Origin of the sequence: Helicobacter hepaticus ATCC 51449, assembly GCF_000007905.1 — a bacterium.
Classification (GTDB): domain Bacteria; phylum Campylobacterota; class Campylobacteria; order Campylobacterales; family Helicobacteraceae; genus Helicobacter_C; species Helicobacter_C hepaticus.
Window position 1 is genome coordinate 1,422,429 of sequence record NC_004917.1, and the last position, 23,466, is coordinate 1,445,894.

At 35.5% G+C, this 23,466-nt stretch carries 24 protein-coding genes and 1 tRNA gene; 11 read left to right on the forward strand and 14 right to left on the reverse strand.

What is annotated here, in order from left to right; all coding sequences use genetic code 11:
- Nucleotides 1-9: 9 nt before the first annotated feature.
- From HH_RS07185 to tatB, 7 genes are all read right to left on the reverse strand, one after another.
- A tRNA-Ser gene (locus tag HH_RS07185) sits at nt 10-97 on the reverse strand.
- Complete coding sequence (locus HH_RS07190; protein WP_011116324.1) at nt 96-512, reverse strand: hypothetical protein; 417 nt, start codon at nt 510-512, stop codon at nt 96-98. Before HH_RS07190 ends, HH_RS07185 begins: the two co-directional genes overlap by 2 nt.
- Nucleotides 509-730 carry a PP0621 family protein gene (locus HH_RS07195; protein WP_011116325.1) on the reverse strand — a complete coding sequence of 74 codons (222 nt, stop codon included), beginning with the start codon at nt 728-730 and terminating at the stop codon, nt 509-511. Before HH_RS07195 ends, HH_RS07190 begins: the two co-directional genes overlap by 4 nt.
- A 29-nt stretch (nt 731-759) precedes the next feature.
- Nucleotides 760-1,356: a 16S rRNA (guanine(527)-N(7))-methyltransferase RsmG gene (rsmG, locus tag HH_RS07200; protein WP_041309125.1), complete on the reverse strand. Its 597-nt coding sequence runs from the start codon at nt 1,354-1,356 to the stop codon at nt 760-762.
- Complete coding sequence (gene queA / locus HH_RS07205) at nt 1,353-2,450, reverse strand: tRNA preQ1(34) S-adenosylmethionine ribosyltransferase-isomerase QueA (protein ID WP_011116327.1); 1,098 nt, start codon at nt 2,448-2,450, stop codon at nt 1,353-1,355. Before queA ends, rsmG begins: the two co-directional genes overlap by 4 nt.
- Nucleotides 2,447-3,244, reverse strand: a complete 798-nt coding sequence (gene tatC, locus HH_RS07210; RefSeq protein ID WP_011116328.1) for a twin-arginine translocase subunit TatC — start codon at nt 3,242-3,244, stop codon at nt 2,447-2,449. The genes queA and tatC overlap by 4 nt, the downstream gene beginning before the upstream one ends.
- Before the next feature lie 2 nt (nt 3,245-3,246).
- Nucleotides 3,247-3,816, reverse strand: coding sequence for a Sec-independent protein translocase protein TatB (gene tatB, locus HH_RS07215; RefSeq protein WP_011116329.1), 570 nt, complete (start codon nt 3,814-3,816; stop codon nt 3,247-3,249).
- A gap of 159 nt (nt 3,817-3,975) precedes the next feature.
- Between tatB and serS the strand changes: the two genes are divergently transcribed.
- Entirely contained in the window at nt 3,976-5,244 is a 1,269-nt protein-coding gene (gene serS / locus HH_RS07220; RefSeq protein ID WP_011116330.1) for a serine--tRNA ligase, read from the forward strand.
- 12 nt (nt 5,245-5,256) lie between these two features.
- The gene (locus tag HH_RS07225; RefSeq protein WP_011116331.1) at nt 5,257-7,740 is read left to right on the forward strand and encodes a tetratricopeptide repeat protein; all 2,484 of its coding nucleotides are present in this window, start codon (nt 5,257-5,259) and stop codon (nt 7,738-7,740) included.
- Nucleotides 7,741-7,750: 10 nt separating this feature from the next.
- Here HH_RS07225 and HH_RS07230 read toward each other — a convergent pair whose 3' ends face one another.
- Nucleotides 7,751-8,104 carry a hypothetical protein gene (locus HH_RS07230; RefSeq protein ID WP_011116332.1) on the reverse strand — a complete coding sequence of 118 codons (354 nt, stop codon included), beginning with the start codon at nt 8,102-8,104 and terminating at the stop codon, nt 7,751-7,753.
- 250 nt (nt 8,105-8,354) lie between these two features.
- Between HH_RS07230 and HH_RS07235 the strand changes: the two genes are divergently transcribed.
- The 6 genes from HH_RS07235 (at nt 8,355) to HH_RS07260 (ending at nt 13,332) form a co-directional block, all read left to right on the forward strand.
- Nucleotides 8,355-9,638 (forward strand): citrate synthase, encoded by a 1,284-nt coding sequence (locus tag HH_RS07235; protein ID WP_011116333.1) that lies wholly within the window; start codon nt 8,355-8,357, stop codon nt 9,636-9,638.
- Nucleotides 9,639-9,701: 63 nt separating this feature from the next.
- A complete protein-coding gene (locus HH_RS07240; RefSeq protein ID WP_011116334.1) occupies nt 9,702-10,238 on the forward strand; it encodes a 50S ribosomal protein L25/general stress protein Ctc in 537 nt (178 codons plus the stop codon).
- Nucleotides 10,238-10,909 carry an aminoacyl-tRNA hydrolase gene (gene pth, locus HH_RS07245; RefSeq protein ID WP_011116335.1) on the forward strand — a complete coding sequence of 224 codons (672 nt, stop codon included), beginning with the start codon at nt 10,238-10,240 and terminating at the stop codon, nt 10,907-10,909. Before HH_RS07240 ends, pth begins: the two co-directional genes overlap by 1 nt.
- Before the next feature lie 2 nt (nt 10,910-10,911).
- Nucleotides 10,912-11,991, forward strand: a complete 1,080-nt coding sequence (locus HH_RS07250; protein WP_011116336.1) for an LptF/LptG family permease — start codon at nt 10,912-10,914, stop codon at nt 11,989-11,991.
- A 74-nt stretch (nt 11,992-12,065) separates the two neighbouring features.
- Nucleotides 12,066-12,746, forward strand: coding sequence for a F0F1 ATP synthase subunit A (locus HH_RS07255; protein ID WP_011116337.1), 681 nt, complete (start codon nt 12,066-12,068; stop codon nt 12,744-12,746).
- A complete protein-coding gene (locus HH_RS07260) occupies nt 12,733-13,332 on the forward strand; it encodes a thiamine phosphate synthase (protein WP_011116338.1) in 600 nt (199 codons plus the stop codon). Before HH_RS07255 ends, HH_RS07260 begins: the two co-directional genes overlap by 14 nt.
- Here HH_RS07260 and HH_RS07265 read toward each other — a convergent pair.
- Nucleotides 13,301-15,388, reverse strand: a complete 2,088-nt coding sequence (locus HH_RS07265) for an LTA synthase family protein (protein ID WP_011116339.1) — start codon at nt 15,386-15,388, stop codon at nt 13,301-13,303. The genes HH_RS07260 and HH_RS07265 overlap by 32 nt on opposite strands.
- 95 nt (nt 15,389-15,483) lie before the next feature.
- Between HH_RS07265 and HH_RS07270 the strand changes: the two genes are divergently transcribed.
- Both HH_RS07270 and HH_RS07275 read left to right on the forward strand, forming a co-directional pair.
- The gene (locus HH_RS07270; RefSeq protein WP_011116340.1) at nt 15,484-16,353 is read left to right on the forward strand and encodes a DMT family transporter; all 870 of its coding nucleotides are present in this window, start codon (nt 15,484-15,486) and stop codon (nt 16,351-16,353) included.
- A 122-nt stretch (nt 16,354-16,475) separates the two neighbouring features.
- Entirely contained in the window at nt 16,476-16,799 is a 324-nt protein-coding gene (locus tag HH_RS07275) for a TRL-like family protein (protein WP_011116341.1), read from the forward strand.
- A 45-nt stretch (nt 16,800-16,844) separates the two neighbouring features.
- On the opposite strand, the gene HH_RS07280 is transcribed toward HH_RS07275, so the two are convergent.
- The 3 genes from HH_RS07280 to HH_RS07290 are packed head-to-tail and all read right to left on the reverse strand — an operon-like array spanning nt 16,845 to nt 20,356.
- Nucleotides 16,845-17,654, reverse strand: coding sequence for a polysaccharide deacetylase family protein (locus tag HH_RS07280; protein ID WP_011116342.1), 810 nt, complete (start codon nt 17,652-17,654; stop codon nt 16,845-16,847).
- A complete protein-coding gene (locus HH_RS07285; protein WP_011116343.1) occupies nt 17,623-19,428 on the reverse strand; it encodes a Na/Pi cotransporter family protein in 1,806 nt (601 codons plus the stop codon). The genes HH_RS07280 and HH_RS07285 overlap by 32 nt, the downstream gene beginning before the upstream one ends.
- 22 nt (nt 19,429-19,450) lie before the next feature.
- The gene (locus HH_RS07290) at nt 19,451-20,356 is read right to left on the reverse strand and encodes an AEC family transporter (RefSeq protein WP_011116344.1); all 906 of its coding nucleotides are present in this window, start codon (nt 20,354-20,356) and stop codon (nt 19,451-19,453) included.
- Nucleotides 20,357-20,577: 221 nt separating this feature from the next.
- Here HH_RS07290 and HH_RS07295 point away from each other — a divergent pair, with 221 nt between their 5' ends.
- Nucleotides 20,578-21,681: an Mrp/NBP35 family ATP-binding protein gene (locus tag HH_RS07295; RefSeq protein ID WP_011116345.1), complete on the forward strand. Its 1,104-nt coding sequence runs from the start codon at nt 20,578-20,580 to the stop codon at nt 21,679-21,681.
- Here the strand turns inward: HH_RS07295 and HH_RS07300 are convergent.
- Together HH_RS07300 and HH_RS07305 are read right to left on the reverse strand one after the other, a co-directional pair.
- Nucleotides 21,678-23,006 carry a hypothetical protein gene (locus HH_RS07300; protein WP_011116346.1) on the reverse strand — a complete coding sequence of 443 codons (1,329 nt, stop codon included), beginning with the start codon at nt 23,004-23,006 and terminating at the stop codon, nt 21,678-21,680. The genes HH_RS07295 and HH_RS07300 overlap by 4 nt on opposite strands.
- The gene (locus HH_RS07305; RefSeq protein ID WP_034367217.1) at nt 23,007-23,426 is read right to left on the reverse strand and encodes a hypothetical protein; all 420 of its coding nucleotides are present in this window, start codon (nt 23,424-23,426) and stop codon (nt 23,007-23,009) included. It lies immediately after the preceding gene.
- Nucleotides 23,427-23,466 lie beyond the last annotated feature (40 nt).

Sequence of the window (23,466 nt, forward strand, 5' to 3'; positions counted from 1 at the left end):
TAAGAGCTATGGCAGAGAGGAAGGGATTCGAACCCTCGAAAGCTTGCACTTTACACGCGTTCCAGGCGTGCTCCTTCAACCACTCGGACACCTCTCTATGAGGAGTGAATGTTATCCAAAACTTGCTTAAAAATCACCCCATCAATGCCAAGTTGAGCGATTTTTGTAAGTTGTGAATCTGTTTTAATCACGCATAAAAGCTTACAATCAAGCAAATAATGTTCTATAAGAGATTGATACATTTTAGCTTGGTTGTGTAGGCTTTTATGCAAAATGAGATATTGTGGTGTTAAATTGGCATAAATGAGTAGTTCATCAATAGAGCAAATCATCACTGCATAATTTACCTTATGCTCATAGCAATATTTCCCAAGTATAAAGCCTTGCTCTTTTTTGAGTTTGCTTGTATCAAACCATACTATATTAGAAGAATGGGTGTTTTGTATATCTGCTATATTCGTAATCTTAACAAAATGTTGGTGAGGAATAGCTGGGTGTCCGATAATAATCATTGCGTATCCTTTTGCATACATTCTTTGGAGCAATAATATTTCCCTTGGGATAAAAATGCTTCATTTGCAGATGTATATACACCACAATATGCACATTCTTGCATTTCCTCAATGCTTTCATCTTTAGGTTTTTTGCGAGGTTTGTTATTTTTAAGAATCGGGCGAATAAGTATATACACAAGTAATGCAAGAGTGATGATAATAAGTAAAAATTTCATACTCTCTCCTTTTTATTTAAATACAAAATTTATAAATCACGGCTGTGTTTATAGTAGTAAATACGATTTTCTCGTGTAAAACATTCCTCTATGCTCATACTTGGTGTTTCTTGACGGAATCTTGTGCCTTTATAGAGAAGAAAATATCCCTCACTTTTAAGAAATTTGCGTGAGAGTGAAATAAGCTCTTTAGCGTCCATAAGCGCACGCGAAGTGATGAGGTCAAGATTATTGACTTCAGCAATTGGCACATCTTGAATACGAATAGGACGCACTTGCACATTATTAAGCTCTAATTGTATAATGATATTTTGCAAAAAGCAAGAACGCTTGTTACGCGGCTCAATGAGGATAAAATGCGATTGTGGTTTAGCGATAGCAAGAGGAATTGCTGGGAATCCTCCACCTGATCCTATATCCATACAACTTGTAAAATCATCAATAAATCTTAATGGATAGAGTGAATCAAAAATATTTTCCATCACAGATTCTATGCTGCTCGCGCCTGTGAGATTGTGAATCTTATTCCATTTCAGCAGTTCATCGCCAAAGATAGTAAAATGCTTATAGCACACTTCAGGCAACATAATGTGGTGTCTTTGAAGTCTCTCTTGTAAATCTATCATAGTATTAACATCCCATCTCCATAGGAATAAAATCTATATCCTTTTTCCAAAGCAAGTTTATAAAGTTCAAGGCATTTCTCTCGCCCTACCATTGCACTTACAAGCATCATTAAAGTGCTTTTGGGAAGATGAAAGTTTGTGAGCAAATAATCCACACGTTTAAAACTTTTGCTTGGGTATAAGAAAATATCGCACTCTCCTTGTAAAATTTTATATCTTGCATAATATTCTACACATCTTGCACTCGTTGTGCCAATACAAAGCACCTTGTGAGCATTTTGTATAGCAGCAGCACTTTGAGGTGAGAGAGAGAAAAATTCCTTATGTATAAGGTGATGTCGTATATCGGCACTTTCTACGTTCATAAATGTCCCTGCTCCGATATGTAATGTGAGAAAACAAGTCTCAAACTGCGCCTTTATAGACTCTATACTCTCTTTGCTAAAATGCAATGAAGCAGTTGGGGCAGCGATTGAGCCAAGTTGTTTGCTAAAGACACTTTGGTAAAAATGGGCATCTTGGCAAGAATCTTCGCGTTTAATATAAGGTGGAAGAGGGGTATGTCCATATTTTTCAAGCATATCAAGCACTTGTATATATTCAAGTGCGTGTTCATTTTGCATAAAACTTACCACACGTAATCCATTATCAAGGCATTCTTGGACTTGGGCAATAAGAAATGGGTTTGTAGAATCTGTATTTATGAGAAGTTTATCGCCACATTTTACACGTCCTTTGATTTGCACAAGAAAAAGCGGTATCGCAGAAGATGTTGATTGCAGGGGTTTATGATAAAAAATTTCAAAAGTTTTATCACTTAGTTTTTGTGTGTTACAATCAAGCTTGTGGGCGTAGATTCTCGCTTTAATCACGCGAGTATCATTAAATACAAGAAGCGTGTCTTTTGGCACAAAATCACAAAAATGATAAAAATCACTATGGATAATGCGCCCACTATCTCTTTGATAGATAAGTAATTTTGCCCTCTCGCGAGGATTGGCAGGATTTTGTGCTATGGCTGAAAAAGGTAAGGTATAGTCATAACTAGAGAGAGCAAAGTCGCTTTCTTGAATTTTTGGATCAAAATATGTCATAAAGAACTCTCTTTGCCCTCTTGTTTTTCTTGTAAGTCTGTTTGAGCAATGTCTTCTTCATCTTCTTCCTCATCTTGAGGTTGTGCTGGATTAACAAACTTAAGCACAATAATAGAGATTCCATAAAGTCCCATAAGAGGAATGGCTAAAAGAACTTGTGAAATGACATCTGGAGGGGCAATAAGGGCAGCAATGATAAAAATAAGAACCACCGCATATTTAAAAAAATTCTTTAGGCTTTCATCGGTGATTAAACCTACTTTTCCCAAAAAAAAGCATAATACAGGCAATTCAAATGCAATACCAAAGCCAATAACAAGTCGTGTAAAAAATGTAAAATAATTTTCTGCGGTGATATAGGCTTCAAATTGGTCATTACCAAAGAGCAAAACATTTTTAATAATAAAAGGAAGCACGCCAAGATAAGAAAATACTACACCGATGGCAAACATAGTTGTCCCAAAGAATACAAAGGGAATCACTACTTTTTTTTCGTTCTTATATAAGCCTGGAGCGACAAAAATCCATATCTGCCAAAAAATTACAGGCGTAGAGATAACAAGAGCAGCAAAAAGTGCAGATTTCATTGCAATAAAAATCCCCTCTATCATACCTGAAGCAATGAATTTACCCCTTATTTCGCTTCCTAAAACTTCAACAAGAGGGAGTTTAATAATATGAAAAATTTCTTCCCAAAAACCAAAGCATACAACAAAGGCGGCGAATAATACAGAAATACTAATAATAAGTCTTTTGCGCAAGTCTTGTATGTGTGGTTTGAGGTCTTCAAGCATAGCTATGAATCCTTTGATGATGAAGATTGTGTAGATTCTACTATAGAGGGAGAATGCAGAGAATCTACACTACTTTCCTTAGAATTAATAGAATCTATGGAATTTTGAGGCTTTTGTGTGGCGTATGCAATCTCCCTTGTGGAATCTGTAGGAATTGATTCTTGGGTAGTAGGTGTCTGTGCTGCTGCTGAACTTTCATAGCTTATATCGCTATTAAGAGATTCAAGAGTGGATTGTAAATTTTTTGCCTCTTCCGAGAGAACCTCTTTTGTCTCTTGCAATGGTTTAGTGAGAGAATCCACACTTATTTCGCGTAGCTCATCAAGCCTTATATCTTTTGTGAGTTTATTAACTTCACTTTCAAGGGTATCTTTATATTTGAGCGCTTCTTGCTTGATTTCAGAGAGTTGAATTTCTTTATCAAAAGTCTCTTTTGCTTCTGCCATAGTTTTTTTTACGGCGCGGAAAAACTTAACAATATCAACAATAGTTTGCGGGAGTTTGTTAGGACCAAGTGCAATAACTGCTACAATCAAAATAACTAATACTTCAAAAATACCAACACCAAACATACTTACCTCGTTCTCACTCTATTGAATCTACTTGCATAATGACAATAGCATTTTATAATAACTTAGTAATTTTACAAGTTTCTTGCTTGCCCTTTTAGGAATAAAAAATGCTTTTTTGGGTTAAAATTAGAGTTTATTTAGAGATAAAGTGGAGCAGTAATGATTGATACAAAGGCATTGATAAATCAATTTGATGAAATAAAATCGCGACTTGCAATTAAAAAAGTAAGTGAAGAAACATTGAGTGCTCTTAAAGATATGGCTCTTAAATATAAATCCTGCAAACAGGAGCTTGAAGAGTTACAAGCTTTTCAAAATAAAACTTCAAAACTTTTTGGCGAATATAAAAGAGAGCAAAAAGATATTACAGCACTTAAAGTGGCGCTTGATGAGAATAAAGTTAAGATGAGCACTTTAGAATCTACGCTAAAAGAGATAGAATCACATTTAGAAACACTTGCTTATGGGATACCGAATCTACCTGATGATGCCACGCCAGAGGGTGAGGATGAGAATGATAATGTTGAAATTAAAAAAGTGCTCTCTCCTCCACATTTTGATTTTGTTCCTAAAGAGCATTGGGAACTTGGTATTGCAAATGGTTGGATTGATTTTGAAGCAGGAGTAAAACTTGCTAAAAGTCGTTTTAGTGTGTTGCGTGGAATGGGAGCAAAACTCAATCGCGCACTTATTAATTTTATGTTAGATTATAATGAAAAAGCAGGTTTTGAATCTATTGTAACACCCGTAATTGTTAATGCACGAGCACTTTTTGGCACAGGACAGCTTCCAAAGTTTGAAGAAGATATGTTTAAAGTAGATTCTCATTTTTGTGATGAACAAAGTGAGCACGATTTGTATCTTATCTCTACTTCAGAAATTACGCTTACTAATCTCTATCAAGATAGTATTATTCCAAGTGAGGAACTACCTATTATGCTCACAGCTCAAACACCTTGTTTTCGTAAAGAAGCGGGAAGTGCAGGGCGAGATACGCGGGGTATGATACGCCAACATCAGTTTGATAAAGTTGAGCTTGTGGCTATTACTCACCCAACCCAAAGTGCAGCAATGCAGGAGAAAATGGTGCAAACAGCAAGCGAGATTTTAAGTGAGCTTAAGCTTCCACATCGTTTAATGCAGTTATGTGGTGGTGATTTGGGCTTTAGTGCAAGTAATACCATTGATATTGAAGTGTGGCTTCCGGGACAAAATTGTTATCGTGAGATTAGCTCTATATCAAATACGCGTGATTTTCAAGCTCGTAGAGCGAAGATTCGTTACAAAGAAAATGGTAAAAATGCCCTTGTGCATACACTTAATGGTTCATCTTTGGCAGTAGGACGCACACTTATTGCAATTATGGAAAATTATCAGCAAGTAGATGGGAGTGTAATGATTCCTGAAGTGCTACAAAAGTATCTATAAAAGTGAGATATTATGGCAGAAGAACAAGAAAATAATGTTGGTGATAACTTAGAAATCCCAGATTCACAAGGTAAAGATGGTGCAAATGAGGGAGATTCTCAAAGTGAGGAAACTACAGAATCTGCTGCTGGGCAAAATAAAATTAAGGCTATCATAGGGACGTTTGAATCGCATTTGCAACCTTTTTTGCAAATGCTCAAAGAAAATAAAGTCTTAATGATTGGTGTGATTGCTATTTTTGCACTTATTGTGGTATTTTTGATATTAATTATTGTGCTACTCCTTAGTAAAAATACTTCGCAAGAAAAGCCAGAACCTGCACCTATTTCGCGAAAGATTGTTGAGCCAGCACCAATTCTTGGTGCTTCTAAGCGTCCAGAAGTTGATGATACGGAGCTTGGAAATATGTTAAAAAAAGCGAATCTTCTCTATACACAAGGCGATAAGATGGAAGCTCTTAATTTATTTGAAAATATTGCTGTGTATTCCCAATCTATTGCCTATTATAATTTGGGCGTTATTGAAGTCAAAGAGGGCGATTATAAAAAAGCAATTAGTTCTTTTGATGGAGCAATTAATGCAGGAGAAGATATTAGCGTTAGCGCTTTTAATGCTGCTTATAGCGCGTATATGTTAGGAGATATGAATCTTTATGAGTATTATTTGGGTATTAGCTCAAGTTATTTATATTACACAGCAAATCAGCCTCTTTATTCTTATCTCTATGGTCTGTTGCAATATTACAAAGGATTTTATTTTGAATCTCTTTCGCCTTTTTTAAATCCAAGTTCAACAAGCTATGCAAAAGAAAGCAAAAAAATGGCTGCAGAGGCATTTTTAGTTTTTGGCGATGAATATAATGCGCTTGCTCAACTCAAACAGGTAGCAACCAAAGATGATAATTTTGCTATTGCACTTTTGCACGCACGACTTGGAGAATATACACAGGCAAAGCAGTATTTATATGAATATCTTGGTTCGCACGTAGGAGATGCACAAGCACTTATGGCATTACAGCTTGTTGAGCTCAAAAGTGGAAATTTTAAAGAAAGCGCACTCATTTTAGAGCGACTTAATGCCAAAGAAGAAGACACAAAAGTTTTTAACGATTACCCCATTAAAGTCAAATTACGTGATGATTTGTTTGATATTAATCTTGCACAGGAAAATTTTTGGAATCGCCGCTTTGAGCATAATAAAATACTTGGCTACAAGATTCTCTTTTATTATGCGCCTTTTAGAGTTTTTGATGCAAAAAATGCTTTAGCAATTATTGAAGATGGGAATCTTAATGCTTACTCAAACAATATTGAGAGTGCTAAAAGCACCTTACAAGAGGGACAAAAAGTCTCACAAATTAATCGTTCTATTGCACAAGATTTGCGCACTTTAGCCTTTAATCAAGATATTAGAGAAACCATTAAATCAATGGAATCTTTGCTTAAAGCTTATCCAAACCATTCAATCTTGCATTATAATGTGGGCTTACTTTATGCACAGATGAGCGATTTTGACAATGCGTATTTGCATTTTATTCGTGCTTATCATCTTGATAGTAATGATACAATGTCGGGCATTTTTGCATTAATGTGTGCAGAACTCACTTATAGAGATACTTCGCGTCTTAGTAATTCAATTTCTAATGATTTAGCAGAGATTAATTATACAAGCAAAATTGAACATAATTTTTTACTTTCACTCTTTCGTTATACTGGTAATTCTCCTTCAGATTCGCTATCTTGGCTTAATAATATGCAAAGCGAAGCTTTACAGGATAGAAAGCCTATTTATTACGCGCTTAATGCTGTGTATGGTATTTATACTGCGAATGCAAATCAAATTGTGAGTGCATTTGAGGGGATAAAAAAGATTTATACAAAAGATGTTGTGGCAAATACAATGTATGAGTTAGGCAAGCGATTTGGCAGCAATTTAAAAGATTTTGCCTTGCAAATGAATATCATTTATAAAGAAAAAAATCTTGATATGCGCTCAATTTATTATGGTCCCTCTCTTGCACGTGAATTGTATGTTTATGTAGGCTTTGTAACAGGTTCTTTGCGTTCCGTGCAAGAAGAGCTAGAGGCGAAGCTTGTAGTAGAAACTCGCACAAGTAATGGTATTTTGCAGGCATTAGCACTTTCAAATATCTACAGCAATGATTTTGAAAAAGCTTTCGCATTTTATAATTCATTGCTTGATGATCTGCACGAAGATGATTCTCAAACACGTTTTTATGCTGCGATTGCGGCTATGGGGGCAGGTCACCACGAAAATGCGGTGGCCCTCTTGCAACTCTCAAAGATAGAATCCGCGACTAATTTTGAGGCACGATATGCGCTTGGATTGCTCTATCAAGAAGGTAAAAATATGAAAGCTGCGACACAGCATTATGATAAAATTGCAAATACAGATTTTGAATCTGAATTTTTTGATTTTGATATTGATACAAGCGATTTGCTTGATACGGATAAGCAAGCAAACAAGGATACATAGCCTTAAAGAGCTAATTTGATTTATTTTTGTAGCATTTGCGGCGTGCGCGCTGGGCTTTGCGTTGAGCAAGGAAGATTCTATAATTTGTCTGCCACCAAAGATAATCTTTAATATGTCTTTTTTTAAGTGCTTTATGAGTTATGTCTGCATTTGGCGCAAGAGATTCTACAATATGCAATGATTCTTCAATGATTTGTTCTAAATCTTGAAATTCATTTTCTTCTTGTTCTTTTTCTTTGGCAAGGATTTCAAGTTTATCAAGAATCTCTTGAGGCATAAGTTCTCGTTCAGCTTTTGTGATATGGAGCAAAGGTGTAAGTTCTTTTCTATCCTGTGCTGTTAAAACAACTTTATGCTTTGACATATTTTCTCCCTCATTTTAAGCTTCTATAAGATTACGATATTATATAAAACAAAGTTATACAAAAAAACCAAAACTTCATAAAAATGAATAAGAAAATGGTATTTTTGAAAATATTATGAAAATAAAATGTAAGATTTGGCACTTTTGGTGCTAATTTTATACAAAATTTAATTTTTTTTTGACTTTTAAAAGAGGTTTGTGCCATAATAAAAGTGTATAGATTCTAAAAATTGTTAAAAAAGGAGAATACATGGCTAGCATTACTTTAACAAACAATGAGACAAAAGAGAGTTTTGAGTTTGAGCTTATTGAATGCACAAGAGGACCAAAGGCTGTAGATTTTTCTAAGCTTTTTGAACGCACCAATATTTTTTCTTATGACCCAGGTTATGGTTCAACCGCAGGATGTAAATCAACCATTAGCTATATTAATGGCAAAAATGGAGAATTACTTTATAAAGGGCTTCCAATAGAAAAAATTGTAGAAAAATACCAATTTACTGATGTGTGCAAGCTACTCATTACAGGTGAAGTTCCTAAAAATGAGACAGAAACCAAGGAATTTGAAATTGAGCTTGTGCATCGTAGTTTTTTGAATGAGGGACTCATTAATATTTTTAACGCATTTCCTGATAGCGCACACCCTATGGCAAATCTCTCTGCTTCGCTTTCTGCACTTTCTACTTTCCATTTCCGCCATTTGGATATGGGTAATGAGGAAGAGCGTCAAGTAATGGCACGGCGAGCAATTGCTAAAATCCCTACACTTGCAGCATTTTCTTATAGACATTCTTTAGGGATTCCATATATTTATCCTGATGTTGCGCGTGGATATGTTGAAAATTTCCTTTATATGTTGCGTGCATATCCTGGTGGTAAAATGAAACATACAATTAAGGGTGAAGTTGAAATCACTCCTTTAGAAATAGAGGCTCTTGATAAGATTTTTACGCTTCACGCTGATCACGGACAAAATGCTTCTACTACTACTGTGCGCAATGTTGCTTCTACGGGAGCACACCCTTATGCAGCATTAAGTGCTGGTGTTAATGCATTGTGGGGTGCAGCACACGGAGGAGCTAATGAAAAAGTGTTAGATATGCTCAATGAGATTGGCGATGCTAAAAATGTTGATAAGTTTATCAATAAGGCAAAAGATAAAAATGATCCATTTAGGCTTATGGGCTTTGGACATCGTGTGTATAAAAACTATGACCCGCGTGCAAAGATTCTGAAAAAACTCAAAGATGACCTTGATGCTAAAGGTATTAAAATGAATACACGATTAAGTGATTTGGCACATAAGGTTGAAGAAGTAGCATTAAGTGATAGCTACTTTGTAGAGCGAAATCTTTATCCAAATGTTGATTTTTACTCCGGTATCATTCTTTCTGCACTTAAAATTCCTGTTTCTCTTTTCACGCCAATTTTTGTTATTGGGCGTATGCCGGGTTGGTGTGCGCAGCTTTTAGAGCACGTTAAAGATCCAACTACAAGAATCACACGACCACGACAAGTGTATATAGGTGAGTAACTCAAGTGTATTTAAGGGTTTTTAGCTATAATGCAACCCTTAATTTTCACATAAGGACATACAATGTTAGAAGGACAAATTAGAGAGAGTATTTCAAAATCTCAAGCAAAGGCTTTGAGGAATGATGGTTATCTAATTGCAAATATTTATGGCAAGGGACAGCAAAATATTCATTGTGCCTTTAAGCTTAATGATTTTATTAAAGCAATGAAGCAAAAGACTACCTTGATTTTTCCCGTGCAAGTAGGGGGCAAGACTTTGGAAGTGGTGATACAAGAATATCAAAAAGACCCTGTAACAAACACTCTTATCCACGTGGATTTGCTTTTAGCACAAAAAGGTATTTTAAATAAATATAAAGTTCCTGTAATTGTCAAAGGAAATGCAAAAGGGCTTAAGAATAAAGGTGTGCTTTTTATTTCTACAAAACGTATTAGTGTTAAATGTGCTGCTGAAAATCTCCCCAATGCTTATGAGATTGATGTAAGTGATTTAGATGTGGGAGATTCTATCCTTATTCGCGATTTGCCACAATTTGATAATGTAAATGTGTTGAATCGTCCATCTGTGGCAGTAGTTGGGGTAATTAAAGCTAAATAATGCCTTGCCTCCTTGTCGCAGGACTTGGTAATCCGAGTGCCAAATATCAAAATACTCGGCACAATATTGGGTTTATGGTGCTTGATTTTTTATCAAAAGAATTAGACTTTGATTTTTCTTTTGATAAAAAATTTAATGCGGAAGTTGGTGCTATAAATATCGGTCCTCACAAAGTTTTTTTTCTTAAACCACAAACTTTTATGAATCTCTCCGGGGAGGCAATTAATCCTTTTGTGCGGTATTTTGATATCACACATACATTCGTAATTCACGATGATATTGATATCGGTTTTGGTGATATGCGTTTTAAATATGGTGGTTCAAGTGGCGGACATAATGGCTTAAAATCTATTGATTCATTTATGGGAGATACATATTTTAGATTACGTTTTGGTGTGGGACGAAGTGCGAATAAAAATGTAGTAGAGTATGTTTTAAGTGATTTTAATGCACAAGAAAGAGAGCAACTTGAAGGATTAATAGCTCACGCTAAGGAAGCAGTTATGAGTTTTTGTAATATGGCACAATATCCTAAAGAGCATATTCTTACTCATCTACAGCAGTATTTTACTCTCAAAATACCTAAGCTTACGCCATCGCAAACTCAAAATAATGAATCCTTTGCTACACAATTCTCACAAATGCAGTATACAAGATTTACGCAGGGATAAAAATGATTTTCCGTTTTGTAGGTGTATATTATCTTAAATATTTTTTCATTATTTTTTTAGGCTTAGAAGGCTTTTTTCTTGCTATTGATATGCTCAAATATGTTGATGAATTGCCAGATTCTGCAAATTTGTTGATTTTGTTTTTATTTTATAATGGCATATTTGCACTCACTTATACTTTGCCCATATCGCTTGTGTTGTGTTCAATTCTGTTTTATATGGCATTTCTTAAAAGTTCACAATTAACAGCACTTATGGCTTTAGGATATTCTAAGCGGCAAATTCTTGCACCTTTGCTTGTTATTTCAAGTGTGTTTATTGGAGGGTTTATTGGGCTTAATACAACATCTTTTGCTTATGCAAAAGAATATGCAGAATCCATTATCTATCAACAAAATACCCAAAATGCGCGTGAAAATCTCCTTTTAAAAAGTGACAATCAATATATTTTTATCCGCAAACTTTATCCCTTACTTAATGAGCAAGCAAGAGCAGAGGGAATTAAAGTTTTTACACTTGATGGTGAGCATAAGCTTAAAAATTATCACGAGGCACAGGAAGCTTTTTTTGAAAATAATGTTTGGATTCTTAAAAATGTTAAAAGCCTTGAGATTGCCTCTTCGCTTACGCTTGGAGAAAAAGCTTTAAAAATAACTACAAGTGGAGAGATTGAGATTCTCAAAGATTTTAGCTCAAAAGTGCTTGAAACCATTGCGCAAGATAAGCCCACAGCTTCAGTCATTGATGCAATTGCTTCACTTAGAATTGCACACAAACAAAATGTAAGTTCTGATAAAATACGTAGTATTTTGTATGCGTTACTTGTGATTCCATTTTTTGTGCCATTATGTATTGCTATTATTTCTTATTATATTCCCTCATTGCCTCGTTATGGAAATCTTACTTTTATTAGTTTTGTATGTATTATTGGTGCATTGGCAGTGTGGGGGTTGTTTTTCTCTCTCTCACAATTAAGTGTTGCAGGACTTATATATCCCGAAATAGGATTATTGCTTCCTATGGGGATTTTATTTGTGGTATTTTTGTGGCATATTCGGTATTTAAATCAAAAGTTTTCATAAAAATTTTAAAGTTTAAAGTAAAACTAACCAAAAACTGGGCACAATCAATACATCATAAATAAAGGGGTATTGCTATGGACGAGAGGCTTTTTACTTTTGCAGGGTTGATTAATCCCAATCACGACTTTATCATTGGCTTTCATACACTGCTTGTAGCAGTAATTTTACTTATTCTTGCACGATATGCAACACATAAAATGCAAGTTGTTCCAAGTGGCATACAAAATGTATTTGAGTTTATTATTTCTGGCATTATCTCATTTGCTAAAGATATTGTAGGTGAGCAAGTTGCTCGCAAATATTTTCCGCTTGCTGCAACCATTGCATTTTTAGTATTTTTTGGCAATGCCATAGGGATTATACCGGGATTTGAGGCTCCTACTTCAAGCTGGAGTTTTACGCTTGTGTTAGCATTGGTTGTATTTTTTTATTATCATTTTGAGGGTATCCGTGCTCAAGGTGTATTGAAATATTTTAAGCATTTTATGGGTCCTGTATGGTGGCTTGCTCCGCTTATGTTTCCCGTAGAAATTATTTCACATTTTTCGCGCATTATTTCGCTTTCTTTTCGTCTTTTTGGTAATATTAAAGGCGATGATATGTTTTTACTTGTAATGCTAATGCTTGCACCTTGGATTGTGCCTGTTGCTCCTTTTGCAATTCTTACTTTTATGGCATTACTTCAGGCTTTTGTGTTTATGATACTTACTTATGTGTATATTCACGGCGCAGTGGTCGTGGATGAAGAACACTGATTTTATTACACTTCTTATTACGCCTCATATTAATGGGGCATATCTTGAGAATCTTCAGCTTAAAATACAATCTTTGTCTGTTGATTGGATTATGTATCGTCATCAAAATAGTGAATGGATAGAATCTTTTACACAATCTTTATCATTCTTGCATAAACCTCTTTTGCTCAATATTCCTTTTAAAAACACAGAAGAGATATTGCAATTATCAAAAGACTTTGCAGGTGTGCATTTAAAGTCAATATATCTTTCTTGGATTACTCCCTTAAGAGAATCTTATCTTGCCTTAGGTGAAAAAAAAATCATTGGATATAGCGCGCATAGTATAGATGAGGTAACATATGCTTTGGCGTGTGGGGCAGATTATTGCACACTTAGTCCAATATTTTCTACGCCAAATAAAGGCACACCATTAGGTATGGAAGTCTTTTATCAGATTCCGAAATCTTTGCGTTCGCGCATTATCGCACTTGGTGGTATTAATAATTATCATATCCCACTTCTTAAGGAGTTAGGATTACTTGGTTTTGCTGGAATCCGTTGTTTTGAGGAAACTAACGAGAATCATCGTGGAGTTGCGGATTAAAAATTCGCCAAGCTATTGAGTAATCAAAAAGTTCTTTATAAGTAGAGCTAAAAGCCTTTTTGTAAGGTGTAAGATGTATTTGCGTATCAGTAGAGAGCAATCCAAACGCATTTTTAGAATCTTCCCATTTATAGCCCACATCACTTGGAATTGGATAAATGCCCTCTTTATCAATCCAAACAGCTGCATTATAGCCAAAAGCATATCTTTCATTGTCTTGTTTAGCGAGGATATTTCGTCCGCCTAAGCTCATATATTGGGTATTTGAAAGACTTAATTCATAAAGAGTTGGTAGTATGTCTTTGTGTGAACCTACACGAGTTGGGTCATAGTGTATATGGTGTGCATAATCCTGTGGCACATATATATAAAGCGGCACAGCGTGATTGAGTGCTTTATCGGTGCTTGGATTATTGGTAAAATCCCTGACACGATGATCTCCGCTTGCGGCAACAATCGTCTTTTTCCCCAAATGAGAATCTTTAATCTTGTCCATAAAGTGTCCGAAAGTATCATTAGCATATTGATAGAGCGAAGCAGAAATTTCAAGTTTTCTTCTTGCTTCATCTGTCGCTTTTGCTTTGAGTTTCTCATTAAGTGTGATAGGTTTTGGTGTGTAATGACGAGGGAGATGATAGGGTGGGTGATTGCTGGTGGTAAGTATGGCAATAAATGTTGGCTTTTGTGCATTTTCTAGTAATTCAAATGCAAGCTTATAGGCATATTCATCAGGGATGCCAAAAGCGTTTTTGTCAATTTTGCTCTGTGGAAAAACCTCCATAAGCGAGAGGGCATCATAAATATGGTGCGCACCTTGAATCTTAACATAATCTCCTAAATCTTGCCACGAAGCATAGCCAGAAGTAATATAAATAACCTCATATCCTGCATTTGCATAGATAGAAAATGGATTATAGGGGAGGAGGGTATTTTTGGTAGCCCCGCGTGAAATATTTCCAAAAGGGCTATTTAAAAAGAGTGCGATAAATGAGCCAAGTGTGCCATCTGTACTTGAAAGGAATTTATAGAATACAAAATCTTCTTCAAAATGTTTGCGTAAAGCTCCAAGTAAGTCATTATGTGGGATTTCATCATAAGCAAGCATATTGCTTCCAAAACTTTCCATAAGATTAAGCACGATATGAGGAGGATTATTTTTTAAAAATACAGAATCTGCACTTTGATGAAACAATGGAAAAAGTGCTTTTTGTAATTCTTCACCCTTTTGAGGTGATGGTGGAGCAAAATGAGAATCTGCTTTATAATGTTTATATGCCCAATCAAGTGCAAGAAGTGGATTTGTAGCAAGATGATTAAAAATGGGCAATGTAGAGATAGTGTAATTATTTGCTGTAAGAGGAAAAGTTCCAAGTGAGCCACGCGCAGCAATGAGAAGCAGCACAATAAGTAAAAGGTGAGCGAAAAAATGATAAAAAACGCGAAGTTTGGTTATGGGAATTGTAATTGTGTTAAGAAATGAAAATTTGCTTGGAATCTTATAGAGATAAAGAGTAAAGAATCCGAAAATAAAAGCACTACATATACCAAGCAAGACGGGATAATCTTGCCACATAATTTGAAGAATGGCAAGTGTGTCATCATCTTTTAACCCAAAAATAAAAACATCAATTTTATTTCCATAAGTGCGAAAATAATAAAAATTAACAATAGCAGCCACCATAAAGATAAAACCAAGTAAAAAGGCATATATTTGTGGGATTATCAGGCGGATTTTATCACAAAGATTATATGCCCCCCCCCCCGTTAAATTATTTCTCATACGCGCAATAAGAGCATATATCGCTTCTACAATATAAGTTAATGCTAGGAATCCAAGCATAGCAATGCCAATACTGCGCATATCAAGCTTAAATCCCATAAACCACATTGCACCAAAATCGCTCAAGTGTGATTCCCACATACTTTGTGGTAAAAAATGTGCCACCATAATACCACGAGCTAGTGTGCAAAGAAGCAAGAGTGCAAATGTTAAAAGACAAGTGCGAATAATTAAAAATATGAAATGTTGATGTGAATTTGAAAATGAATAAGCCATATAAACCCCTCTCCAATTTAAACAATATATTATAGCATAAATTTGTATGGGTGTTTGTGCTATAATATAGCCCTTAACCCTCTTAAGGATAGATGATGTCTCCATCTAAAAATACACCTTTTTTTATTGCTGTGGCTCTTATGGCAGAATGTTTTATTATTTATGCAAGTGTGCTTGTCAAACTCACAGATATGTCACCGCTTAATTTGGCATTTTATAGAATCATTCTTGCCTTGCCTATTTTTTGGTTTATGGCTCATTTAAAACATAATATATTTAGTATTCCGTTGAAAGATATTTCTTTAATGTTTGTGGCGGGTGTATTTTTTGCTTTTGATTTGCTTTTTTTCAACCTTGCTTTGCGGCATACAAGTGTAGCAAATGTTAATCTTTTTGCTTCTCTTGCGTGTTTTATTCTTATACCTATTGGCATTATTTTTTTTAAAGAGAAAATTAAAAAGAGCTTTTTCTTTGGCGGGTTTGTGGCAATTATTGGTGTATTTGTGCTTATGGGTGGTAAAGGAGCACTAAGTGTGGCAACACCTTATGGAGATTTTATGGCATTTTTGAGTGTGTTGTGTTATAGCTGTTTTTTGGGTGTGATTTACTCACTACGGCGCAAATATGGCACATTTGAGATTATGCTTTTTGCCTGTGTGGGTTCAAGCATCGTGCTTTTAGCTTTAGTGCTTATTTTTGAAGGTTTTGAAGTGCCAAAGGATACCAAAGATTGGGGTATAGTGGTGCTTATTGCTCTTTGCGGACAAGTAATAGGGCAAGGATTCTTTAATTATATTATGGGCAAAGTCAATACTCAAACTTCCTCATTTTTACTGCTTTTTGCTCCTGTGATTGCTGCTTTTATGGGCTTTTTGTTCTTAGGAGAGCATCTTGGTATATATGAAATATGTGGCATTGTAATTATTATTTTTGGCGTGTATATAGCAAAGAGAGAAAATTATTAATTTTACCTTGAGCGTAAAAGGATTGATTTACCCTTGACTTTTGTTTTTTTTTTTTTTTGTATAATCAAATTCCAGCATTAAGGATTTAATCCAATGCGTCATTATTTCTTTAAGGAGTTTATATGAAAAAGCTAGTTTTAGCTCTAGGTTTTGGTGGTGCAGTAGCACTTTTTAGTGGTTGTGCAATAGGTAGCACCGCAGGACTTGCTTCAGGTGTGTTGTATTCTGATATGACAGGTCCTGTGGCAGCAACTTCAACAGGTGGAGATTCTAAACAAGGACAAGCAAAATGCTCAAACATTCTTGGTTTAGTTAGTGTTGGTAATTGTTCTGTTGATGCAGCAGCAAAAGCTGGTAATATCTCACAAATTAAAAGTGTAGATACTAAAATATGGAGTATTCTTGGACTTTACACAACTTCAACAACAATCGTAAAAGGTAACTAAGTCTTGCCTTTAGCCTTTTCCCTTATCTAAGGGAGAGGCTTTCTTTTATTCTTCAAGCTTTCCAAAATAAAAACCTTTCTCCAAAAGCATAGGCACCACTTCTTTAATTCCTGCAAATGTATCGCTTTGAGGTTTATTGAAATGATAAATAAGAATTGAACCATTACGCGCTTTTTGCGCTTGTTTGATAATCTTTTGCTTAGAAAAAGTTGCTCCACCATCGCCCAATACATCAAATCCACCAATTTTATAACCCAAATCTTTGAGTATGGATACTGCTATTTCATCATAATATGCTGTGCCAGAGCGAAAATAATGTGGCTTTTTACCTGTGAGTTTAAAAATAAGCTCATCATTATCCATAATCTCTTTATATACTCCGCTCACAGAATCTGTGCCTTTGATATGATAAATTGATTTGCCATTTACGCTAAGAGGAAGGTGCTTTGTGCCGTGATTTTGGATAGAAAAAAGCGGATTTTGAGCGAGTTTTATAAAATCATCTGTGTGTTTATGAATCCAACGTGCATTAATAAATAAGGTGGCTTGAATATTATGAGCTATTAAATAATCAATCAATGCCTTATCATACGCCCCACCACAAGCATCAAATGTGAGATATGCAACAGGCTTACTTTTATCAGGCAAAAGTGAAGTAATGCCTTCTAGTTTCTCGCCCCATTGTGTAGGGCTAAGGTGGTCATATTTAGCCACAATAGATTCTAAACTTGGCGGATTAGAGTATTTTTGATGCAGGAATACATAAGCTATAATGCCTACAATAGTGCATATAGCGATAAATATAAAACTTAGAATAAATCGTTTATTTTTCAGCAAGACCTTCTCTTGATTCATTATCATTGCCTCCTATAATATCATTTGGCACTTCATCTTTTTCTATATATGTTTTTTGGATTTGAATGATTGCATTCGCAAGTTCTTTGGCAATATTGTGGCTAAAACCTATTGCATTGAGAAGCGAAGTGCTATTAGAGACACTAATTTCTTTTTTGCTTAGCATAGATTCTATATGCACAATAGAATCTTTGTCTATTTTTTTGAATGTCTTTTTTTGCGCTTTAAGCTTAATAATAGCTTCTTCAGGGTGGATTTGTCTATCGAATCCTATTTCTTGGATACTGCGCAAAAGTTCAGCAAGATGCAATCTTAGATTATTATATTCGCTTGAGAGAATTGAATTTTTAGATACACTATTTTTTTTCAGATTGGGTTGTAAAAGTTCCATACTTTTTATAGCCTCAACAATATGCCGCGAAGATGAAGTAAGAAGCGCAAATTTGGAAATATAAGCTGCATCTTGCGTGTGAGCTTGCACTTGTGTAGAAAAATCAAGTATGGCATTAAAAAGCACTTTGATTTTTTTGATATAAAAAATTTCAATATCAATATCCTCTTTTTTCCATACATCTTTTTTTAATACCTCACTCATATTTTTATCACTGGTAATATCTGCACGTGAAAAACCCAAAGAGTGCGCAATAAGCTCAAAAGCATTTTGGTAGAGATGTTCAATTTCTTTAGTAAGGGCAATAAAAGCAGTATCTGGGTAACGCACGATTGTGCTGTTAATATAAAGGGGTTTATCTACTTGAGTATCTTTTTGTGTCATAGATTTTTCAAGTATGGTAGCTATTTTAGGTATTAATGGAAGCAAAATAACGACTGCCACAAGATTAAAGAGTGTGTGAAACAAAGCAATGCGTAACACACTTTCTTCACCCAAACCAAGAAGCGAAGCAAATGTGCTATTAACCCATACAAAATAATCAAATGTTGCAATTACAAGTAGGGCAATACCGAAGTTAAAAATACAATTTGCTGCAGCTAGGCGCTTACCATCTATATTTGTGCTAAGTGAGGCTACTGCTGCAGTTACTACACCACCAACGCTTGTGCCAAGTGTGGCTGCTAGGGCATTTTCATAAGTCAAGCTTCCTGCAGCAAATGCAGCAATGATAATAGTGAGTGTGGCGTGTGAGCTTTGCACGATAGCTGTCATTAATGCACCAAGTCCTACGAAAAAGAGCACTCCTCTTAAGCCTTCTATGGAATATTGTGAGAAGTCAATGATTTCTTTGTATTCTTCAAAGCCTTCTTTAATGTAAGAGACACCCAAGAAAAAGAATCCAATGCCAATAAAAATTTGTCCTACGCCTTTTGCAGTTTTATTATTTTGAAAATTGAACAATACACCGCCTACAACGAGTGGCAACGCAAGGGCTGAAATTTTCATACCGCTTACTCCTGCAATAAGCCACGAACCGGCACTATTACCGAGATTTGCCCCAAACATTACGCCAATACCTTGAGAAAGATTAAGGAGTGCAGCTGAAACAAAAGATATAGAAAGCACAGAAACAAGAGAGGAACTTTGCATAATTGCTGTAGCTATTGCTCCAAAACTTACACTTTTAATAGAGGTATTCGTTGATGAAGTGAGAAGATTCTCTAAAAAGCCTCCATTAAACACTCTAAAGCCATTACCAAGGCTAAGCATACCAAAGAGCAAAATTGCAAGTCCAGCAGTAACGCTTGTAAGAGCCTCACTCGTAGAGACAAGATAGATGATTGTAACGATACACAGAGGGATAAGATATTTTTGAAACATTGTTCCACCTTTCAATGTAAGATTATGTGAGAGTAAGCCATAGGGGTACACTCACAAAACTAAGTAAAATACCAAAAGCGATAGCGCTTACAGCAAGTCTTGCATTTAATCCTGCTCTAATGACAATTGCTCCAGCGCTTACTACTGGGGGCATAGCAACTTCAATAAGTGCCATACGCCATAAATCATTAAATTCGTTAAAACCAATCTTTACGGCACTAAAAAGTAACAAAGGTGCAATAAACATTTTGCCAAAGAGCAAAATTGAAGTTGGCTTCCATTCCTCTTTAATAGATTGAAGACTCATTTGCACCCCGATAGCAAAAAGTGCCACGGGAGTAGCAGTTTGAGCGAGGCTTTTAAGCGGGAGAAAGAGTTCATCGGGGATTTTTATAGGTAAAAATTTGAGTGCTAAGCCACAGAGTAAAGCAAGGAAAAGAGGACTTTGAAAAAGCCTCAAAGCAATCGCTTTGGGGCGAAAACTTCCTTTGCCTCCAAGACTTAGAATAAGTGGTGCAAGGAAAGCGATAGGAATACCTGTAACAATTTGGTCATAAATAATCACTTTATTTGCATATGCTTCGCCAAGTGCGCCATTAACAATGGGTAGTCCTAAAAAAAGTGTGTTGCCAAATGCTCCCATAAAGCTCATTGTGATAATAGAATCTCGATTGAATTTTAAAGCTTTGCCAATCGCAAAAAGTACCAAACCGCCGCTTATAGAGCAAAGAAAGCTTACCAAACATACAGAAAAAAATACACTATCAATATCGGCGTGATAAGTGCCATTAAAGATTTGTGCTGGCAGTGCAAAATTGAGCAAAAAGCCAAGCAAAATACCGCTTTGCTTATTTCCTACAAGCCGCAAAAGTTTTGCAATGTAACCGATAAAAATAAATACACATACGCTATAAATCGCAAGAAGCATAAATTCTATCCAATTTAAGTGGGTTTATGCGAATTTTAACATATTTTAAATAGATTACATATTATTTATACAAATATTTTATAACTCTAGGGAAGATACAATCAAAGTCAAGGGTTAAATATTAATTGTTATAATTTCTTAAATCTTTGAGATATAAATGATATTGTTAAACAGGAGTTTTAGCAAGCATTCAGATACTTTACATAAAGGAAGGATAGAATATGCCACAAAATCAAGAACAAATCACAGAAATTTTATCAAGTGTGATTTATCCTAATTTTTCAAAAGACATCGTGAGTTTTGGTTTTCTTAAAGAAGTGAAAGTAAGCGATAATGAGGTAAGAGTTCGTATAGATATACCTTCAAGCTCACAAGAAATAATTGAAAAATTAAGACAAGAGATAAGTCAAAAACTTGAAAGTGTATTGCAAGGAGCGACTTTACATCTTGAAATCAATTCTCCTAAACCTGCACCACAGCCTCAACCAAAAACTAAGAATCTTGCTCCACATATTAAACATTTTGTAATGGTAAGCTCTGGTAAAGGTGGTGTGGGAAAATCTACTTCAAGCGTGAATCTTGCAATTGCTCTTGCACAGCAGGGCAAAAAAGTAGGCTTGCTTGATGCAGATATTTATGGTCCTAATATTCCGCGAATGCTCGGGCTTAATGCCAATAAGGCTCAAGTAGATGAAAGTCAAAAAAAGCTTATTCCACTCAAAGCTTTTGGTGTTGAAATGATGAGTATGGGTGTGCTTTATGATGAGGGGCAAAGCCTCATTTGGCGGGGTCCTATGATTATGCGCGCGATTGAGCAAATGCTTACAGATGTGATTTGGAGTAATCTTGATGTGCTTGTGATTGATATGCCACCGGGCACAGGCGATGCACAGCTTACTCTTGCTCAAAGTGTGCCTGTGAGTGCGGGTGTTATCGTAACAACTCCACAAAAAGTAAGCCTTGATGATAGCGCGAGAAGTTTAGATATGTTTGATAAGCTTAAAGTGCCAATTGCGGGGATTATTGAAAATATGAGTGGTTTTATTTGCCCAGATTGTGGTAAAGAATATGATATTTTTGGTAAAGGCACAAGCGAAGTGCTAGCAAATGAATATTCTACGCATATACTTGCTCAAGTGCCGCTTGAACCAAAAGTGCGTGAGGGTGGTGATAGTGGTAAGCCTATTGCATTTTTTGAGCCAGATTCTCAAAGTGCAAAGGCATATATGCAAGCCGCTGCAAAGATTCTAAACTTTTTGGAAAAAGTCTCATCGCAAAATCTTGCTGACAATAAAGATATTCAGCCTACACAGCATAAACATTAATTGGGTTGTAGAGTTTTGTCTAGGAGCTTTATTGGTGGGCACACACTCTCTTCTGGGAGTTCCCAATAGGGCTCGCCTATATTTAGATATTCTAAACGCTCACAATAAAGATCCTGCATACCTGCTTCACAAGCTTTGGCAAAGTATTCCTTACCTGTTTCAAGAGCTAACTGGTATGATTTATACACAGCATTTATCTTTGGAAGAGTTGAAGTTATGAGTTCTCTTACTTGTGGTTCTGTGCGCTCTAAAATAGCAGCACACTTGTCCTCAAGTGGATATTTTACTCCATTATCATTATAGTAACAGCACTTAAAATGTCGTTTAAACCATCTGCTATATACACTCTCATTTCTGCACTCTTCACCCTTTTCACAGCTTATATGTATGAAATCTTGTGTTGTTTGTGCCATTACTTCATCTTGTGCTTTGTATTCAATTTCCAGACATTCTTCGCGATACTCTCTTGTTGATTTATAAAATGCTCTCTCAAGATTTCTTAAATCATTTTTGTATAAAAGTGCTAAGTTAAATAGAAAATATTGTTTCTCTTGGATTGTGTCCGAATCTAAAGATTGCAGAGCTGCTATTTGCTCTAATCTTTCCAAACTTAAGATTTTGCCCTGCTCACTTGCTAAATATGCAATATTTAAATTTAGTGGTGGGAGGAATGCAAGTGTATCAGGACCTCCAGCAAAGCTTAAATTTTGTGCAAAAAGGCAAGAGGTAATATTATTGTGCTTTAAACACGCACTCAAATTGCTTAACGCCGCCTCTTTTATAGCATAAGAGGGAGGATTTTTGAATCTAAAATCATAATGTGCCACTGCATTGAGGCGATGAGCAAGAGATACGCAAGATTGCGAATAATTGGTGTCTTTCCAATTAAGTGCGATGTGGTGGGCGGATTCAGAAGTAAAAGAATTCTTTGTGATAAGTGTAAGTATATCTCTATCATCGCCACAGGTTGCACGATATTCATCTATGAGTTGGTTCATATAGGCTTTTTGAGCTTGTTTCTGCTCGCTTGCTTTATGGGCATTTGCTCCCCAAATCTTATACAAAGGTGCATAAGTCCATTTGAACACATCACAAGATTCTTTATTACCATTTTTACAAGATTTCTCATATAAATCTCTTGTGGAAACACTATCATTGAGATATTGAGATAATTTCACTTTTTCAAATTCGCTTAAGGGTGCAAAATGGTGTTTTGCAGGAGTTTTTGATGTTGGCTCTGTGATAACATCTTCATTCTCTTGACTACACGCACCAAAACATACCAATAAGCAAAGTAAAGGCACATAATTGATAATTTTACACATTCAAGTAGCCATTATATCTCGTGCATCAAGAGCACGATGGAGTGTTTTATTAAGATCTTTTTCTAAACCGGGATTAAGCTCCCTTAAACGTTTTTCTGTATTCATAATGAGTTCAGTTGAGGTGCGCGCGTGTGTAGTAATTGCAAAAAGGAAACTCTTTTTGCGATAATCGTTTAAGGTAAGTTTGTCATAATTGTCAAAAAACATATCAGCTGCTTTTTTAAGCGTGGGCAAATCGCTTTTAGGAGAATCAAGGATTTTCATAATATCTTCAATACTTATTTTTCGCTCTTCTTCTTTAAATTGATATTCAGGTTTTTTGGGTGCTGGACCAAAAATATATAACAAAGAAATAAGCACGAATAAAGCCACAAAAAATATGCTTATGAGCATAAAGACACCATCTGGAGATAACGCCATAGCAATCCTTGATAGAGAAAATTGTTATTACATATTAGAT